General features: G+C 59.0%; 15 protein-coding genes. 7 read left to right on the forward strand and 8 right to left on the reverse strand.

Features of this window, described 5'->3' with window-relative positions:
- Nucleotides 1-5: 5 nt before the first annotated feature.
- Nucleotides 6-1,535: a 2,3-bisphosphoglycerate-independent phosphoglycerate mutase gene (gpmI, locus tag ACX3YD_RS17605; RefSeq protein WP_458960619.1), complete on the reverse strand. Its 1,530-nt coding sequence runs from the start codon at nt 1,533-1,535 to the stop codon at nt 6-8.
- A gap of 153 nt (nt 1,536-1,688) precedes the next feature.
- Between gpmI and ACX3YD_RS17610 the strand changes: the two genes are divergently transcribed.
- From ACX3YD_RS17610 to secB, 3 genes are read left to right on the forward strand one after another with little or no spacing between them, the layout of a single operon-like run.
- A complete protein-coding gene (locus tag ACX3YD_RS17610) occupies nt 1,689-2,102 on the forward strand; it encodes a rhodanese-like domain-containing protein (protein ID WP_047536339.1) in 414 nt (137 codons plus the stop codon).
- Nucleotide 2,103: 1 nt separating this feature from the next.
- Nucleotides 2,104-2,358: a glutaredoxin 3 gene (gene grxC, locus ACX3YD_RS17615; RefSeq protein ID WP_008149430.1), complete on the forward strand. Its 255-nt coding sequence runs from the start codon at nt 2,104-2,106 to the stop codon at nt 2,356-2,358.
- Between the two features lie 56 nt (nt 2,359-2,414).
- Nucleotides 2,415-2,900 (forward strand): protein-export chaperone SecB, encoded by a 486-nt coding sequence (secB, locus tag ACX3YD_RS17620; RefSeq protein WP_047536344.1) that lies wholly within the window; start codon nt 2,415-2,417, stop codon nt 2,898-2,900.
- Between the two features lie 114 nt (nt 2,901-3,014).
- Here secB and ACX3YD_RS17625 read toward each other — a convergent pair whose 3' ends face one another.
- Nucleotides 3,015-3,470: a tRNA (cytidine(34)-2'-O)-methyltransferase gene (locus ACX3YD_RS17625; RefSeq protein ID WP_103405912.1), complete on the reverse strand. Its 456-nt coding sequence runs from the start codon at nt 3,468-3,470 to the stop codon at nt 3,015-3,017.
- Here ACX3YD_RS17625 and ACX3YD_RS17630 point away from each other — a divergent pair.
- Nucleotides 3,469-3,906: a hypothetical protein gene (locus ACX3YD_RS17630; RefSeq protein WP_458960620.1), complete on the forward strand. Its 438-nt coding sequence runs from the start codon at nt 3,469-3,471 to the stop codon at nt 3,904-3,906. The genes ACX3YD_RS17625 and ACX3YD_RS17630 overlap by 2 nt on opposite strands.
- Before the next feature lie 663 nt (nt 3,907-4,569).
- Here the strand turns inward: ACX3YD_RS17630 and ntrC are convergent.
- From ntrC to glnA, 5 genes are all read right to left on the reverse strand, one after another.
- Entirely contained in the window at nt 4,570-6,006 is a 1,437-nt protein-coding gene (gene ntrC, locus ACX3YD_RS17635) for a nitrogen regulation protein NR(I) (protein WP_047536349.1), read from the reverse strand.
- A complete protein-coding gene (gene glnL / locus ACX3YD_RS17640; protein WP_047536351.1) occupies nt 6,003-7,088 on the reverse strand; it encodes a nitrogen regulation protein NR(II) in 1,086 nt (361 codons plus the stop codon). The genes ntrC and glnL overlap by 4 nt, the downstream gene beginning before the upstream one ends.
- A gap of 316 nt (nt 7,089-7,404) precedes the next feature.
- Complete coding sequence (locus ACX3YD_RS17645; protein ID WP_458960621.1) at nt 7,405-7,920, reverse strand: DUF4124 domain-containing protein; 516 nt, start codon at nt 7,918-7,920, stop codon at nt 7,405-7,407.
- A 25-nt stretch (nt 7,921-7,945) separates the two neighbouring features.
- Nucleotides 7,946-8,365, reverse strand: coding sequence for a cupin domain-containing protein (locus ACX3YD_RS17650; RefSeq protein ID WP_458960622.1), 420 nt, complete (start codon nt 8,363-8,365; stop codon nt 7,946-7,948).
- 182 nt (nt 8,366-8,547) lie between these two features.
- Nucleotides 8,548-9,954, reverse strand: a complete 1,407-nt coding sequence (glnA, locus tag ACX3YD_RS17655) for a type I glutamate--ammonia ligase (protein WP_047536354.1) — start codon at nt 9,952-9,954, stop codon at nt 8,548-8,550.
- Nucleotides 9,955-10,282: 328 nt separating this feature from the next.
- On the opposite strand from glnA, the gene thiI reads away from it, so the two are divergent.
- Nucleotides 10,283-11,737 (forward strand): tRNA uracil 4-sulfurtransferase ThiI, encoded by a 1,455-nt coding sequence (gene thiI, locus ACX3YD_RS17660; protein ID WP_047536356.1) that lies wholly within the window; start codon nt 10,283-10,285, stop codon nt 11,735-11,737.
- A 139-nt stretch (nt 11,738-11,876) separates the two neighbouring features.
- The gene (gene typA / locus ACX3YD_RS17665) at nt 11,877-13,697 is read left to right on the forward strand and encodes a translational GTPase TypA (protein WP_090465730.1); all 1,821 of its coding nucleotides are present in this window, start codon (nt 11,877-11,879) and stop codon (nt 13,695-13,697) included.
- Nucleotides 13,698-13,925: 228 nt separating this feature from the next.
- On the opposite strand, the gene ACX3YD_RS17670 is transcribed toward typA, so the two are convergent.
- Nucleotides 13,926-14,363, reverse strand: a complete 438-nt coding sequence (locus tag ACX3YD_RS17670) for a YkgJ family cysteine cluster protein (RefSeq protein WP_047536361.1) — start codon at nt 14,361-14,363, stop codon at nt 13,926-13,928.
- 255 nt (nt 14,364-14,618) lie between these two features.
- Between ACX3YD_RS17670 and ACX3YD_RS17675 the strand changes: the two genes are divergently transcribed.
- Nucleotides 14,619-17,069, forward strand: a complete 2,451-nt coding sequence (locus ACX3YD_RS17675) for a glycogen/starch/alpha-glucan phosphorylase (protein WP_103405916.1) — start codon at nt 14,619-14,621, stop codon at nt 17,067-17,069.
- Nucleotides 17,070-17,209: the final 140 nt, after the last annotated feature.

Below are 17,209 nucleotides of genomic sequence, written 5' to 3' on the forward strand. Positions count from 1 at the left end.
GGTGATTACACCAAAATGGAAGTCCCGGTCATTTCCGCCGGTTTTTCCAGGCCCAGCAGTTTCAGCATGGTCGGGGCCACATCCGCCAGCACGCCGCCTTCGCGAACCTTCAGGTCGCGCTTGCCAACATAAATGAACGGCACCGGCTCGGTGGTGTGCGCGGTGTGCGCCTGGCCGGTGGATTCATCGGACATCTGCTCGACATTGCCGTGGTCGGCGGTGATCAGGGCTTCGCCACCGACTTTTTCCAGGGCTTCGACGATACGGCCGACGCACTGGTCCAGGCATTCGACGGCTTTTACCGCCGCCTCGAACACGCCACTGTGGCCAACCATGTCGCCGTTGGCGTAATTGACGACGATCACGTCATAACGCTGGTGTTCGATGGCATCGACAATGCGGTCGGTCACTTCCGGCGCGCTCATCTCTGGCTGCAAGTCGTAGGTGGCGACTTTCGGCGACGGGATCAGGATGCGCTCTTCGCCCGGGAACGGTTCTTCGCGACCACCGGAAAAGAAGAAGGTCACGTGGGCGTATTTCTCGGTTTCAGCGATGCGCAGCTGAGTCTTGCCGTTTTTCGCCAGGTAATCGCCCAGCACGTTTTCCAGGCTGCCGGCGGCGAAGGCGGCAGGCGCGGGAATGCTGGCGGCGTATTGGGTCAGCATCACGAAGCCGGCCAGTTTTGGCTGGCGCGCGCGCTCGAACTCCTTGAAGTCGTCTTCAACGAAAACCCGGGTCAGCTCGCGGGCGCGGTCGGCGCGGAAGTTCATGAAGACAACGGCGTCGCCGTCTTCGACTTTCACCGGTTCACCGATGGAGGTGGCCTTGACGAACTCGTCGCTCTCGCCACGTTCATAGGCCGCTTGCAGGCCTTCCTGGGCGGTGGCGGCGTTGAATTCGCCCTGGCCGTCGACAATCAGGTTGTAGGCCTGGGCTACGCGGTCCCAGCGGTTGTCGCGGTCCATGGCGAAATAACGACCGATGAGGCTGGCGATGCGGCCCTTACCCAGCGCTTGGAAAGCGGCGTCCAGCAGTTCGATCGACGATTGCGCGCTTTTCGGTGGGGTATCGCGGCCATCGAGGAAGGCGTGCAGGTAGATTTTTTCCGCACCGCGCTTGGCGGCCAGTTCAGCCATGGCGACCAGGTGATCCTGGTGGCTGTGCACCCCGCCATCGGACAGCAGGCCCATGAAATGCACGGCTTTACCGGCGGCAACAGCTTTGTCCACGACGGCGCAGATGGTCGGGTTCTCGAAGAACTCACCGTCGCGGATCGATTTGGTCACGCGAGTGAAGTCCTGGTACACCACGCGGCCAGCGCCGAGGTTCATGTGGCCAACTTCGGAGTTACCCATCTGGCCATCCGGCAGGCCGACGTCCATGCCGCTGCCCGAGATCAGGCCATTCGGCGCGGTGGCCCACAGGCGGTCGAGCACGGGCTTCCTGGCGGCATAGATGGCGTTGCCTTCCTGGCTTTCACTGTGACCGAAGCCGTCGAGAATCATCAGGACCAAAGGTTTAGGCGTGGTAGTCATGGAATCCACTCGTGGCTGAGATAAAAAGGGGTGATGGAAAAGGGAGTGGCAGTTTAAAGCGAAGTTCCTGCGGCGTCACCGCCGGACGGGGTTTGGCCCACCTTGGTGGCTGTGTATACTGGCCGACATTTTAACGCCCTGGAACCTCCTTCGATGGTTGCTCACCTGATTGAATTTGCCACTAACCACTACATTCTCGTCGGTATCTTCGTCGTACTGCTGGCGTTGCTGATTGCCTATCAAATGCAGGGCGGCGGCCGTAGCCTGAGCACCGGCGAACTGACCGCACTGGTCAACAAGGACGCCGGGGTAGTGGTCGACATCCGTCCGAGCAAGGATTTCGCCGCCGGTCACATCGTCGGCGCGGTGAACATTCCCCAGGACAAACTGGCCGCCCGCATCGGCGAGCTGGAAAAACACAAGGCCAAGACCATCATTCTGGTCGATGCCCTGGGCCAGACCGCCGGCACTCACGCTCGCGAGCTGATGAAATCCGGCTTCACCGCCGCCAAGTTGTCCGGTGGCGTTTCCAGCTGGAAAGCCGACAACCTGCCGCTGGTGAAGTGATATGAGCAACGTCGTCGTCTACTCCAGCGATTACTGCCCTTATTGCTCGCGAGCCAAATACCTGCTCGAGAACAAAGGCGTGGCCTTCGAAGAGATCAAGGTCGATGGCAAGCCGCAGGTGCGCGCCGCAATGGCTCAAAAAGCCGGACGTACGTCCGTGCCGCAGATCTGGATCGGCAGCACCCATGTTGGCGGTTGTGATGATTTGTTTGCCCTGGAGCGCGCCGGCAAGCTCGACGCGATGCTCAAGGCCTGACTGCTGTATTCAAAACAAGCAAACCTAAAAGACCCCTGGATCAAGAAGGATCTGCGATGACTGACCAACAGAACACTGCTGCGAACGAAGAAGAAACTGCACCGCAATTCTCCTTGCAGCGCATTTATGTCCGTGACCTGTCCTTCGAAGCCCCGAAAAGCCCGGCGATCTTCCGCCAGCAGTGGGAGCCGAGCGTCGGTCTGGACCTGAACACCCGTCAAAAGGCTCTGGAAAACGATTTCCATGAAGTCGTGCTGACCCTGTCGGTCACGGTGAAGAACGGTGACGAAGTGGCGTTCATCGCTGAAGTGCAACAGGCCGGGATCTTCCTGATCAAGAACCTGGATGACGCTTCGATGAGCCACACCCTCGGCGCGTTCTGCCCGAACATCCTGTTCCCGTACGCTCGCGAAACCCTGGACAGCCTGGTGACCCGTGGTTCGTTCCCGGCGCTGATGCTGGCTCCGGTTAACTTCGACGCGCTGTACGCGCAAGAGCTGCAACGCATGCAGGCGGCTGGCGAGACTCCAACCGTTCAATAAGCGGGTCCAAATGTGGGAGCGAGCTTGCTCGCGATGAGGTCATCAGCTTCAACATTGATGTTGACTGAAACACCGTCATCGCGAGCAAGTTCGCTCCCACATTTTTTTGCGGTGTTATTTGAAGCCGTTCTGCCGCCAAGCCTCGTACACGGCCACGGCTACGGTGTTGGACAGGTTCAGGCTGCGGCAGCCTTCGCGCATCGGCAGGCGCAGGCGTTGTTCGCCGGGCAGGGCGTCCAGCACTTCGGCGGGCAGGCCACGGCTTTCGGGGCCGAACAGGAACGCATCGCCTTCGACGAAGCTGGCATCGTGGAACGGCCGTGAACCCTTGGTGGTGAAGGCGAACACCCGTGGATGGCCGAGGCTTTCCAGGCAGCTCGCGAGGTCTGCGTGGCGTTGCAGGGTGGCATACTCGTGATAATCGAGGCCGGCCCGGCGCAGTCGCTTGTCGTCCATCTCGAAGCCCAGCGGTTCGATCAAATGCAGGTGGCAGCCGCTGTTGGCGCACAGCCTGATAACGTTGCCGGTATTCGGCGGAATTTCCGGTTGGAAGAGGATGACGTGAAACATGCACGGCTCCGAAGGTAAAGATGAGCGGCATTCTACGCCGCAACCCGACTCTCGTTCGAAACTATTCCCGCGCGTGATGGGTTCGCTGGCGATTGTCGGGGTGATGGTCGGGATGATGATCGGACGCCTGACCACGCCCGACCCCAGCGAACTGCAGCAGGTCGAAGTGATGGATAACGGGCTGGTGGTCTGGTTCAACAATGAACCCAAGGTCCATGGCGAGATTGTCGATGGCAGTGTCGCGTTGTTGTTCGAAGCCGAAGGCAAGGTGCAAAAGGGTCAGCTCAAGCTCAACGGCAAGGACGTCAACTGGCGAACGCGTTTGAGTGATGGGGGGTTGTTGCTGACGCTGGTGGCGGCCCGGCCCCTGCAGGGCGACTGGACCGGAAGCGAGGTCGATGACCGCTGGCGGCTGGAGATCCATCTCCGAGAGTAATAAAAGAGGGAATCCCCGGCCTGCCTGTACCAAGGTTCCCAAAACGGGAGGGTTCGCGCCTTGCGTCGTGAACCCGATGTAAAGGGGGAATCCCCGGCCTGCCTGTACCAAGGTTCCCAAAACGGGAGGGTTCGCGCATTGCATCGTGAACCCGGTGTAAAGAAGGAATCCCCGGCCTGCCTGTACCAAGGACCCCAAAACGGCGGCTCGTCGCTAGTGCGGTGTGAGCCCGGTGTAAAGAGGGGAATCCCCGGCCTGCCTGTACCAAGGTCCCCGAAACTGGGTAGTGAACTGAATCACTGATGGGACTATTGCAGGGGGCGTGCCAGGTTTTAACAATATGAAACAGATATCAGCCGGATAACGCTGAAAGCCCCGTAATTCGGGGCTTTCGTGTTTTTTGGATCGGAGTTCGATTGCGAATTCAGGCGAGAGGTCGGATCAGAAGTAGTGCCCGATTGCAGGTCACGGTGCGTTGCGGCGGTGCACAGGGCGCTAAATGTTGGCCGGCAGCAATGATGTTGAATGTGCCGGCCCCATCGCGAGCAGGCTCGCTCCTACAGGGGGGTGGTGTTCACGCGATTGCGAAAACACTCAGGACCCACGGTGGGAGCGAGCCTGCTCGCGATTGGATGCGGTGGTGAGTGAAGAACTGAAGGTTGCTTAACCTTCATCCCCCTCATCGTCATCCCCGCCATCGACCTTCATCCCCAGCTCCTTGATCTTGCGAGTCAGGGTGTTGCGACCCCAGCCCAGCAACACGGCGGCATCGCGACGACGGCCTGCGGTGTGCTTGAGGGCGGTTTCGATCATGATCCGTTCGAACGCCGGCACCGCGCTGTCGAGCAGGCTCGACTGGCCACGCGCCAGGGCCTGATCAGCCCATTGGCGCAGCGCCTGCTCCCAATTGGTCACTGGTGCCGAATCCTGAGGCAGGCTCAGCAGCTCTGGCGGCAAGTCGCCGATGTGCACTTCGCGACCGGACGCCATCACGGTGATCCAGCGACAGGTGTTCTCCAGCTGACGCACGTTACCCGGCCATGGCAGGTTTTTCAGGTATTCCTCGGTTTCGTTTTTCAGCAGCTTCGGCTCGACGGCCAGCTCCTGCGCGGCACGGCTGAGGAAGTGCTTGGCCAGGGTCGGGATGTCTTCGCGACGATCCGACAGGCGCGGAATGTGGATGCGGATCACGTTGAGGCGGTGGAACAAGTCCTCACGGAATTTCCCGGCGTGCACCAGGGTCTCCAGATTCTGGTGCGTTGCGGCGATGATTCGCACATCAACCTTCACCGGCACGTGACCACCGACGCGATAGAACTCGCCATCGGCCAAGACCCGCAGCAGCCGAGTCTGGGTATCGGCCGGCATGTCGCCGATTTCATCGAGGAACAGCGTGCCGCCGTCCGCCTGCTCGAAACGCCCGCGCCGCAGGTTGGCCGCGCCGGTGAAGGCGCCTTTCTCGTGGCCGAACAGCTCGGATTCCATCAGGTCTTTGGGGATCGCCGCCATGTTCAGCGCAATGAACGGCGACGCCGCGCGCGGACTGTGACGGTGCAGGGCGTGGGCCACCAGTTCTTTACCGGTACCCGATTCGCCATTGATCAGCACAGTGATGTTGGAGTGGCTCAAGCGCCCGATGGCGCGAAACACTTCCTGCATCGCCGGCGCTTCGCCGATGATTTCGGGGGTGCGGGTCAGGGTCGGGGCGACTTCGAGTCCTTGCTGTTCCTGGGCGTGCTGGTTGGCGCGCTTGACCAGGGACACCGCCTCGTCGACATCGAACGGCTTGGGCAGGTATTCGAACGCACCGCCCTGGTAGGACGCGACAGCGCTGTCCAGATCGGAGTGCGCGGTCATGATGATCACCGGCAGCCGTGGGTGTTGTTCGCGAATCCGTGCCAGAAGGTCCAGGCCGCTGGCGCCTGGCATGCGGATGTCGGAGATGATCACGTCCGGCTGCTGGCGAGCCAGGCGGCTCATCACGCCGTCGGCGCTGTCGAAGCTTTGCGTGGTCATGCCTTCTTGTTGCAAGGCTTTTTCCAGGACCCAACGGATAGAACGGTCGTCATCGACGATCCACACGGTTTCACTACGGCTCATGTCGATGTGGCTCCTTGTTCCAGTGGCAGAAAGATCGAGAAAGTGGTGTGGCCCGGGTGGCTGTCACACTCGATCAGGCCCTGGTGCTGGCTGATGATGTTCTGGGTAATGGACAGGCCCAGCCCGGTACCGTCCGGACGGCCGCTGACCATGGGAAAGAAAATGGTTTCCTGTAGTTCCGCAGGAATGCCCGGGCCGTTGTCGATGATTTCGATCTTGGTCACCAGGCGATGGCGTACGTGGCCGATGGTGAATTGGCGCATGGCACGGGTGCGCAGCGTGATGCGGCCCAGGCGCAGTTCGTTCTGGCTGCTGATCGCTTGCATTGCGTTACGCACAATGTTCAGCACGGCCTGAATCATTTGTTCGCGGTCGATCAGGACGTCCGGAATGCTTGGGTCGTAATCGCGCACCAATGTGATGCAGCCCTGACTTTCGGCCTCGACCAAGTGACAGACGCGCTCCAGCACTTCATGGATATTGCACATGGCCAGCGACGGCAGTTTGTTGGAGCCGAGCATGCGATCCACCAGATTACGCAGGCGATCGGCTTCTTCAATGATCACGTTGGTGTAATCGCGCAGGCTTTCTTCCGGCAGTTCGCGGGCCAGCAATTGTGCAGCGCCACGAATCCCGCCCAGCGGGTTCTTGATTTCGTGCGCCAGGCCACGCACCAGCATCTTGCTGGTTTCCTGTTTCGACAGCTGCGCTTCTTCCTTGGTGATCCGCAGCAAGCGGTCACGGGGATGGACTTCGAGCAACAGCAGGGTGTCGCCATTGCTCAGGATCGGCGTGACCGCGTAATCGACCGTCAGGGTCTGGCCGGTGAGGGCGGTGAGCATCGCTTCGCGCTTGGTGAACGGATGCGCCTGCTGCACCGCCTGGCGCAAGGAATTCAGGGCCTCGGTGGACTCGGTGAACAACTCGCTGATGAACTGCCCATGGCTACGCTGGCCGCTGATGGCCAAGAGCATTTCCGCAGCCGGGTTCATGTACTCAAGGCGCAATTCGGCATCGAGCAGGATGGTCGCGGTGGTCAGGTTGTCGAGTAGCAAACGGTGTAGTGCGTCACTGATGGTCATTCAGGACCTCTTTTGGCGCATGAATTAAGAGCTGATGCGAGGAAACTGCAAAAACCAAACCAAGGCTCCGAAAAGAAGCGTCGCCCCCCTGAAACAGGCGTTTGACGCTCGATTGCGTGGCGCTCTGCCAGCTTTTGCGGGTACTTTCGAACCAAAATGGGTTGGATTTCGACGTGAGTGCAACCAATCGCACCAATATAGTGCGCAAACCTGAACGAGATGGGGAGAAGCGCAGGCCTCGACTTTTTTGTGGCGGGTTGGCCGCTGAAGTCCCGATTCCGGCAGCGTGTACCGGCAAGCGATCAGCGCCAGGCGTTCAACGCTTATGCATCCGTTGCAGGGTAAACGTCACGGTTGGGCTTTGCTGTACGACCGTATCGCCGTCGATCACTTGCACGGCGAGACGATGCTGGCCGCGATCGATATTCACCAGTTGCAGGATCGGTACGTTGCCGGGCTGGCCATACGGTTGATCGTCCAGCCACAGTCTGAGCAGATGCGTTCCTTGCAGGCGGGGCTTGATGAGTACGTTGACGGTGAAGGTGCCGTCGTTGGCGCGCAGGGCTTCGGTGACGGGCAGGCCAGTGAGTTCCAGTACCTCATACGTGACGTGAGGTTGTTCGCGGTTGCCGGCTTTGGCTGGCGGTTCCGGTTTTCTCGGCGGCTGACTTTCGACACTGTTGAGCGGTGGCAACTCGACGGGTTGAGCTTTAACGCCATCTGGTGGTTGATTGCTGTATCCGGTGTTGCCATCGGCGTCGGTGTATTTGTAAATCTGCGCCATCACGGGAAAAGCCAAAGACAGCAGCAAAAACATTGATAACAGCCGCATTCAGACTCCAGGTGGGCCGCGAGGATTACTCCGACAATGGAATACCTTGGCTGCCAGCATAGAACACAATAAGTTCTACCGGCTTGTTACCGGTCTTTCCACGATGCGTGATATTGACCATTTCAGCCAGCGCGTCGCCCTGTTTGAAGTGCTGGATCTTGCCGTTGTCCCTGCTTTCCACCGTCAATTCGCCCGCAAGAATGTATGCCGCGTTGGGGATCGGGTGGGTATGCCAGTCGAGTTCGGTGTTGGCAGGTATCTTGAGTTTGAGTATTGACAGTTCGGGTGCGGCGTCGGGGTAGCGAATGTAAGGCGTGCTGTCCCAGGATGTGCTGGTTTGCAGCAGGATTTTACGTTCGATACCCGCCGGAGGTGAGGCGGGGCTGCAGCCCAGCAACGCAGTGGTCAAAGTGGCGATCAGGGGTGTGAGCAGGCAGGTCTTCATTCTTCCATCCATTGAATTCAAGCAAGTCGATATAGGCTACGAGCTACTCGAATGGATTGATGCCGGACGATGCTGTGAATGTCCGAGGAGAATGAGCAAGCAGTTGTCGGAAACTGCCCACAAAAAAGGCCTTCCGAAGAAGGCCTCTTTTTTGTCACGCCGCTTGCGCAGGCGCTACCGGATTAGCAGCTGTAGTACAGCTCGTATTCCAGTGGGTGTACGAAGGTACGAACCTTGATTTCTTCTTCGCTTTTCAGGGCGATGTAAGCGTCGATGAAGTCGTCGCTGAAAACGCCGCCTTTGGTCAGGAACGCACGACCTTTGTCCAGCTCTTCCAGGGCTTCTTTCAGGCTGCCGCAAACTTGTGGGATCTCTTTCGCCTCTTCAGGCGGCAGGTCGTACAGGTTTTTGTCAGCGGCGTCGCCAGGGTGGATCTTGTTCTGGATGCCGTCCAGGCCAGCCATCAGCAGTGCGGCGAACGCCAGGTACGGGTTGGCAGCCGGATCCGGGAAGCGCGCTTCGATACGGCGGGCTTTCGGGCTCGACACGTAAGGAATACGGATCGAAGCAGAACGGTTGCGAGCCGAGTAGGCCAGCATTACTGGCGCTTCGAAACCTGGAACCAGACGCTTGTAGGAGTTGGTGGCCGGGTTGGTGAAGCCGTTCAGGGCCTTACCGTGCTTGATGATGCCGCCGATGAAGTACAGGGCGGTATCGGACAGGCCGGCATAGCCTTCGCCTGCGAAGGTGTTCTTGCCATCTTTCCAGATGGACATGTGTACGTGCATACCCGAACCGTTGTCGCCGTACAGAGGCTTAGGCATGAAGGTAGCGGTACGGCCGTAGGCATCGGCAACGTTGTGCACGACGTACTTCAGGGTTTGGGTTTCGTCGGCTTTCTTCACCAGGGTGTTGAACTTGACGCCGATTTCGTTCTGGCCGGCAGTTGCCACTTCGTGGTGGTGAACTTCGACGGTCAGGCCCATTTCTTCCAGTGCGTTGCACATGGAGGTACGGATTTCGTGGTCGTGGTCGAACGGTGGAACCGGGAAGTAGCCGCCTTTGACGCCTGGACGGTGGCCCTTGTTGCCGCCTTCGATGTCCTGGTCGGACATCCAGGAACCTTGTTCGGAGTAGATCTTGAACATGGAACCGGAAATGTCGGACTTGAACTTGACCTGGTCGAAGATGAAGAACTCTGGCTCTGGACCGGCGAACACGGTGTCACCGATACCGGTGGCTTTCAGGTGCTCTTCGGCGCGCTTGGCGATCGCACGCGGGTCGCGATCGTAGCCTTGCATGCTCGAAGGTTCGATGATGTCGCAGACCAGGATCAGGGTCGGCTCTTCGGTGAACGGGTCGAGAACGGCGGTGGAATCGTCCGGCATCAGGATCATGTCGGAGGCTTCGATGCCTTTCCAGCCAGCGATGGAAGAACCGTCGAACATCTTGCCGACTTCGAAGAAGTCTTCATCCAGCGCGTCGCGAGCCGGCATGGTCACGTGGTGCTGAGTGCCTTTGGTGTCCGTGAACCGCAGATCAATCCACTTGACGTCATGATCTTTGATGAGTTGAACCGACTTCGACATAGTGTCCTCCGGGTGGCTTAGGGCTGGTAGTGGATGCCCTTAAATGTTTGTGATGCCGGCGCGAATACTCTGCCAAGGCAACCTGCCTCACAAGGGAGCAAATTGCATGCCAGTGCCCCAGCATGGGTTTTTTGCCCCAATTTCACGCTTATAGAGGTGCGAGGCCTATAAATGCTTGAATTTGCGCCCCTTAATGTGGCGCTCAGACCTCAAAGTGACCTGTTTTGGTGCGTGCAAAACCTTCTGCACATTAACTGGTTAAACCTTGAGCAATTTCCGCTATAATCCGCGCCCCCCTTTTTCGGCTGGCCCAGCGCGCGCTGTTTTCATGAAACTAATCGTAAAAGTCTTTCCCGAGATCACCATCAAGAGCCGCCCGGTACGGATGCGTTTCATCCGCCAATTGGCCAAGAACATCCGTGCCGTGCTCCGCGATCTGGACCCGGCTGTGGTGGTGAACGGTGTGTGGGACAACCTCGAGCTGGAAACCCGTGTCAGCGACCCCAAGGCCCTGAAAGAGATGGGCGAGCGCCTGAGCTGCATGCCGGGCATCGCGCACTTCCTGCAGATCGACGAATACCCGCTGGGCGATTTCGACGACATCGTCGAAAAGTGCAAGCAGCACTACGGTGATGCACTGGCCGGGAAGATTTTTTCGGTGCGCTGCAAGCGCGCCGGCAAGCACCCATTCAGCTCGATCGACATCGAGAAATATGTCGGCAGCCAGTTGCGCCGTCAGTGCGGTGCCGCCGGGATCGACCTGAAAAAGCCGGAAGTCGAAGTCCGCATCGAAGTTCGCGACCAACGGTTGTTCGTGATCCACAGCCAGCACAACGGCATCGGCGGTTATCCGCTGGGTGCGCTGGAGCAGACGCTGGTCTTGATGTCCGGCGGTTTCGACTCGACCGTCGCTGCCTACCAGATCATGCGCCGTGGCCTGATGGCCCATTTCTGCTTCTTCAACCTGGGCGGCAGGGCCCATGAATTGGGCGTTATGGAAGTCGCGCATTTCATCTGGAAGAAGTACGGCAGCTCCCAACGCGTGTTATTTGTCAGTGTGCCGTTCGAGGAAGTGCTGGGAGAAATTCTCGGTAAAGTCGATAACAGTCATATGGGCGTAGTATTGAAGCGTATGATGTTGCGCGCTGCGTCCCAAATCGCCGATCGCCTGCACATTGATGCATTGGTTACCGGTGAAGCGATTTCCCAGGTTTCGAGCCAGACACTGCCGAACCTGTCCGTGATCGACTGCGTGACCGACAAGCTGGTGCTGCGCCCACTGATCGCCAGCCACAAGCAGGACATCATCGACCTGGCCAACGAAATCGGCACCGCCGACTTCGCCCGGCACATGCCGGAGTACTGCGGGGTCATTTCGGTGAATCCCAAGACGGCGGCCAAGCGCCATCGGGTGGAGCACGAAGAGAAAGAATTCGACATGGCGGTGCTTGAGCGTGCGCTCGAGAACGCCAAACTGGTGCCGATCGATCGCGTGATCGATGAATTGGGCCAGGACGTTCAGATTGAAGAAGTCAGCGAAGCGCTGGCCGGTCAGATCGTGATCGACATCCGCCACCCGGATGCCGCCGAGGATGACCCGCTGGAACTCGCTGGTATCGAGGTACAAACGATGCCGTTTTATGCTCTGAACGCTCGTTTCAAGGAACTGGACCCTACTCGCCAGTACCTGTTGTATTGCGACAAAGGCGTGATGAGTCGCCTGCATGCCCACCATTTGCTCAGTGAGGGGCATGCCAATGTGCGCGTTTATCGACCGAGCTAAGTGCCCGGGGCTGTTTGCCTGTGGCTTGCGTCACCGGCCCCCCGACGCCGCCGTCAAGCTGTAACGGCTTTCACGGACGCTACTGTTAATCGCTGCCACGACCTGTCAGCACACCGAATCCTCTGATCGAGATACACAAGTGATCGAAAATCTACGCAACATCGCCATCATTGCCCACGTTGACCATGGTAAAACCACCCTGGTAGACAAACTCCTGCGTCAATCCGGCACCCTGGAGCGCAACGAGCTCAACGACGAGCGCGTGATGGACTCCAACGACCAGGAAAAAGAGCGCGGTATTACCATTCTGGCGAAAAACACCGCCATCAACTGGAACGGCTACCACATCAACATCGTGGACACCCCGGGCCACGCCGACTTCGGCGGCGAAGTTGAACGCGTAATGTCGATGGTCGACTCCGTTCTGCTGCTGGTTGACGCTCAAGACGGCCCTATGCCGCAAACCCGTTTCGTGACCAAGAAGGCTTTCGAAGCCGGCCTGCGTCCAATCGTGTGCATCAACAAGGTTGACCGTCCAGGCGCGCGTCCGGACTGGGTTCTGGACCAGATCTTCGACCTGTTCGACAACCTGGGTGCCACCGAAGAACAGCTGGACTTCAAAGTCGTCTACGCCTCGGCCCTGAACGGTATTGCCGGTCTGGACCACAACGAAATGGCTGAAGACATGACCCCGCTGTACCAGTCGATCGTCGACAACGTACCTGCGCCGGCTGTTGACCGTGACGGTCCGTTCCAGATGCAAATCTCCGCACTGGACTACAACAGCTTCCTGGGTGTTATCGGCGTTGGCCGTATCGCTCGTGGTCGCGTCAAGCCGAACACTCCGGTTGTGGCGATCAGCGCCGACGGCAAAAAGCGTAACGGTCGTATCCTGAAGCTGATGGGTCACCACGGTTTGCACCGTGTCGACGTTGAAGAAGCAGCTGCCGGCGACATCGTGTGCATCAGCGGTATGGACGAGTTGTTCATCTCCGACACCCTGTGCCAGCTCGACACCCCGGAAGCGATGAAACCTCTGACCGTTGACGAGCCAACCGTTTCCATGACCTTCCAGGTAAACGACTCGCCTTTCTGCGGTAAAGAAGGCAAGTTCGTGACTTCCCGTAACATCAAGGAACGTCTGGACAAAGAGCTGCTGTACAACGTTGCACTGCGCGTTGAAGAAGGCGACTCGGCTGACAAGTTCAAGGTTTCCGGCCGTGGTGAGCTGCACCTCTCGGTACTGATCGAAACCATGCGTCGCGAAGGCTTCGAAATGGCTGTAGGCCGTCCGGAAGTGATCATCCGTCTGGTTGACGGCGTGAAACACGAACCGTACGAAAACGTGACCATCGACCTGCCGGAAGAATCCCAAGGCAAGGTGATGGAAGAGATGGGCCTGCGTAAGGGCGACCTGACCAACATGGTGCCGGATGGCAAGGGCCGTGTACGTCTGGAATACAACATCCCTGCTCGTGGTCTGATCGGTTTCCGTAACCAGTTCCTGACCCTGACCAACGGTGCTGGCATCCTGACCTCGATCTTCGACCGTTACGACGTGATGAAGTCCGGCGACATGTCCGGCCGTCAGAACGGCGTTCTGGTTTCGGTTGAAACCGGCAAAGCGCTGACCTACTCCCTGGAAACCCTGCAGGCGCGTGGCAAGCTGTTCGTTGAACACGGTCAGGAAATCTACAACGGTCAGATCGTTGGTCTGAACAGCCGTGACAACGACCTGGGCGTTAACCCTACCAAGGGCAAGAAGCTCGACAACATGCGTGCTTCGGGTAAAGACGAAACCATCGCTCTGGTTCCACCTGTTCGCTTCACCCTGGAACAGGCTCTGGAATTCATCCAGGACGACGAGCTGTGTGAAGTCACGCCTAAGTCCATCCGTCTTCGCAAGAAGATCCTGGACGAAAGCGAGCGTACCCGCGCTGCCAAGAAAGCCAAGGCGTAACCTTTAGCCTGGCTCAACGAAAACGCCCCCGGTCGAAAGGCCGGGGGCGTTTTTGTTTGTCTGCGATTTGTCTGGAGTTCGTGAGGTGTCGGTGCTGCCCTCTTCGCTGGCAAGCCAGCTCCCACAGGGTTTTGAGTCGTACATGAAATTTTTGTACGACAACAATCATTGTGGGAGCTGGCTTGCCAGCGAAGGCGGCCGATCAGCCACCGCCAATGTCAGGCGGAATCAGAACCGCTCGATATGCCGCGAATTTTTCTCGCGCTCCACTTCCTTGGGCTTGTACGCGCAATACCCCGGCCGCGGGCCGATTTTCGGGTGATTGCGGCAGGTGTCAGGGCGCTTTTCATAAATAGTGCACAGACGGCTCTTACGATCCAGGTACAGGCAATCGTTGTTGCTCATGCGTTGCAGGGTGAAGATCTCGGACTTCTGGTTGTAGCGCTCGACGATCCCTTCCTTCTGCAGGCGCTTGGCGATGTTCTTCGGCGGATCGCCGCGCTCGAACTCGTCGACGATGCCGATACGGATCAGATCCTTGATCTTGACCTCGACAGGCAGCGTGCAGCAGCTGGATATGCAGGAGCCGCACATCGGAGCAGAGTACTTGGCCCAGGTATCGAGTCGGTCGATCTCCGCGGCGGCGATCAGGTTCGGCTTCATCATCGGTTGTTACCAGCATGCATCAGGGCGCGCGATCATACCGGGACTGGTGGATTTTTGAACAACCTTTCGCCAGATTTTTTGCGTTGGGTACCCGATTAGCCATAAATTCGGCACGGCCCCTGCATTGATTCCACTACACGACAATGTATTAACGACCTAAGTCGCACTAACAGGAAAAACTGCCGAACCAGAGCCTCTACCGCCTGTCAGACCGTCTAGGCTCAGACAACCCAACGCTCGCTCGAGGTCTTATCGATGACTCAAGAACCACTTGTTCGCGAAGCAGAGGTGGCCGCATTCCGCGACGCCGTCTTGACCAAACTCACCTACGCGGTGGGCAAAGACCCGGATCACGCCTTCGACCATGACTGGTTCGAAGCCATTGCGCTGGCCGCGCGTGATCACATGGTCGAGCACTGGATGGACCATACGCGCCAGATCTATCGCAAGGGTCAGAAGCGCGTTTACTACCTGTCCCTGGAATTCCTCATCGGCCGCTTGCTCTACGACAGCCTGAGCAACCTCGGTTTGCTGGACGTGGCGCGGGAAGCACTGACCGAACTGGGCGTCGACCTTGAACGTATCCGCTTGCTGGAGCCCGACGCGGCGCTCGGCAATGGCGGCCTCGGTCGTCTGGCGGCGTGCTTCATGGAAAGCATGTCGACCCTGGGCATCGCCGGTCATGGCTATGGCATCCGGTACGAGCATGGCTTGTTCCGTCAGGCTATTGTCGACGGCTGGCAGCAGGAGCAGACCGAACACTGGCTGGATTTCGGCAACCCCTGGGAGTTCGAGCGGCCGGAAGTGGTGTATCCGATTGGCTTCGGCGGCAGCGTCGAAACGGTCACCGATGAAACCGGCAAATCCAAACAGGTCTGGCACCCGGCGGAAACCGTGCGGGCCATTGCCTACGACACGCCGGTGGTCGGCTGGCGCGGGGCGAGTGTGAATACGCTTCGACTGTGGCGTGCGCGGGCCATGGAAGATCTGCACCTGGAACGTTTCAACGCCGGTGACCACCTGGGAGCGGTCGCCGAAGTGGCCCGGGCCGAAAGTATTTCCCGCGTGCTCTACCCGGCCGACAGTACCGAAGCCGGCCAGGAACTGCGCCTGCGCCAGGAATACTTCTTCGTCGCCGCGTCCCTGCAGGATTTGCTGCGCCGCCATCGCAACATGCACACCTCGGTACTGACGCTGGGCGATCACGCGGCGATCCAGCTCAATGACACCCACCCGTCGATTGCCGTGGCCGAGCTGATGCGTCAATTGGTCGACGTCTACGATGTGGCGTGGGACGCCGCCTGGCAGGTTACGGTCGACACGTTGTCCTACACCAACCACACGCTGCTGCCCGAAGCGCTGGAAACCTGGCCGGTCGGCTTGATGGAACGCATGCTGCCGCGGCACATGCAGATCATTTACCTGATCAACGCCCAGCACATCGACTCGTTGCGGGCCAAAGGCATTCACGACTTCGACGTGTTGCGCGCGGTATCACTGATCGAAGAAGACAACGGCCGCCGCGTGCGCATGGGCAACCTGGCATTCCTCGGTTCCCACAGCGTCAACGGCGTGTCCGGGCTGCACACGCAGCTGATGCGCAAAACCGTGTTCTCCGAACTGCACAAGCTCTATCCGGACCGGATCAATAACAAAACCAACGGCATCACCTTCCGCCGTTGGCTCTATCAGGCCAACTCCGAACTGACGTCGATGCTGGTCGATGCCCTTGGCCCGCAGCTGCTGGACAACCCTGAAGATCGCTTGCTCGGTCTGGAACCGTTCGCCGACAAGAGCGCATTCCGCAAGGCGTTTGCCGAGCAACGGCTGCACAGCAAAAGAGCCCTGGCCTACATCATTCACGAACGGCTGGGGGTGGCGGTCAACCCGGCGGCCATGTTCGACGTGCAGGTCAAGCGCATCCACGAATACAAACGGCAACTGCTCAACCTGATGCACACCGTGGCGCTCTATCAGGCGATTCGTGCCGAGCCGGAGGTCGATTGGGTGCCGCGGGTGAAAATCTTTGCCGGCAAGGCGGCGGCGAGTTATCACCAGGCCAAGCTGATCATCAAACTGACCAACGACATCGCCCGGGTGGTGAACAACGACCCGACCGTGCGTGGGTTGCTGAAAGTGGTGTTCCTGCCCAACTACAACGTCAGCCTGGCGGAAAGCATCATTCCGGCGGCGGACTTGTCCGAGCAGATCTCTACCGCCGGCTACGAAGCCTCGGGCACCAGTAACATGAAATTCGGCCTGAACGGCGCGTTGACCATTGGCACACTGGACGGCGCCAACGTGGAAATGTGCGAACGCATCGGCGCCGAACACATGTTCATCTTCGGTCTCAGCGCCCAGCAAGTCGAAGCGCGCAAGCTGAACCAGGAGTTCAGCGCAGTGCCGGACATCGCCGCATCCCATCGGCTCAGCGACGTGTTGCAAGCCATTCGTAGCGGGGTGTTCTCGCCGGATGATCCGTCCCGTTACACCGGGCTGATCGATTCACTGGTGGATTACGACCGCTTCCTGGTCTGCGCCGATTTCGACTCCTACTGGAATGCGCAAATGCGCGTCGAAGCCCATTGGCATGACTCGAACGAATGGTGGCGCTCTGCGGTGCTGAACACGGCGCGGATGGGCTGGTTTTCGTCCGACCGGACCATTCGTGAGTACGCGACCGATATCTGGAAGGCACTGGAGTAACTATTCGCCCGGCCCGATATACTGGCGCCCGGGAAAAGATCGCAGCCTTCGGTGGCGCCTACAGGTGAACGCATCGTCCTGTAGGCGCTGCCGAAGGCTGCGATCTTTTGGGGCTGGCCAGGCTAGTCTTTCAGGGATTG

This window comes from Pseudomonas fluorescens group sp. PF-1 (assembly GCF_054481335.1).

Coding starts and splice junctions, on each gene's coding strand:
- ACX3YD_RS17645 (WP_458960621.1), bottom strand. CDS start 7,920: ATGCGGCTGTTATCAATGTTTTTGCTGCTGTCTTTGGCTTTTCCCGTG.
- glnL (WP_047536351.1), bottom strand. CDS start 7,088: ATGACCATCAGTGACGCACTACACCGTTTGCTACTCGACAACCTGACC.
- ACX3YD_RS17650 (WP_458960622.1), bottom strand. CDS start 8,365: ATGAAGACCTGCCTGCTCACACCCCTGATCGCCACTTTGACCACTGCG.
- ACX3YD_RS17675 (WP_103405916.1), top strand. CDS start 14,619: ATGACTCAAGAACCACTTGTTCGCGAAGCAGAGGTGGCCGCATTCCGC.
- ACX3YD_RS17610 (WP_047536339.1), top strand. CDS start 1,689: ATGGTTGCTCACCTGATTGAATTTGCCACTAACCACTACATTCTCGTC.
- secB (WP_047536344.1), top strand. CDS start 2,415: ATGACTGACCAACAGAACACTGCTGCGAACGAAGAAGAAACTGCACCG.
- gpmI (WP_458960619.1), bottom strand. CDS start 1,535: ATGACTACCACGCCTAAACCTTTGGTCCTGATGATTCTCGACGGCTTC.
- ntrC (WP_047536349.1), bottom strand. CDS start 6,006: ATGAGCCGTAGTGAAACCGTGTGGATCGTCGATGACGACCGTTCTATC.
- thiI (WP_047536356.1), top strand. CDS start 10,283: ATGAAACTAATCGTAAAAGTCTTTCCCGAGATCACCATCAAGAGCCGC.
- grxC (WP_008149430.1), top strand. CDS start 2,104: ATGAGCAACGTCGTCGTCTACTCCAGCGATTACTGCCCTTATTGCTCG.
- ACX3YD_RS17630 (WP_458960620.1), top strand. CDS start 3,469: ATGCACGGCTCCGAAGGTAAAGATGAGCGGCATTCTACGCCGCAACCC.
- ACX3YD_RS17670 (WP_047536361.1), bottom strand. CDS start 14,363: ATGATGAAGCCGAACCTGATCGCCGCCGCGGAGATCGACCGACTCGAT.
- glnA (WP_047536354.1), bottom strand. CDS start 9,954: ATGTCGAAGTCGGTTCAACTCATCAAAGATCATGACGTCAAGTGGATT.
- ACX3YD_RS17625 (WP_103405912.1), bottom strand. CDS start 3,470: ATGTTTCACGTCATCCTCTTCCAACCGGAAATTCCGCCGAATACCGGC.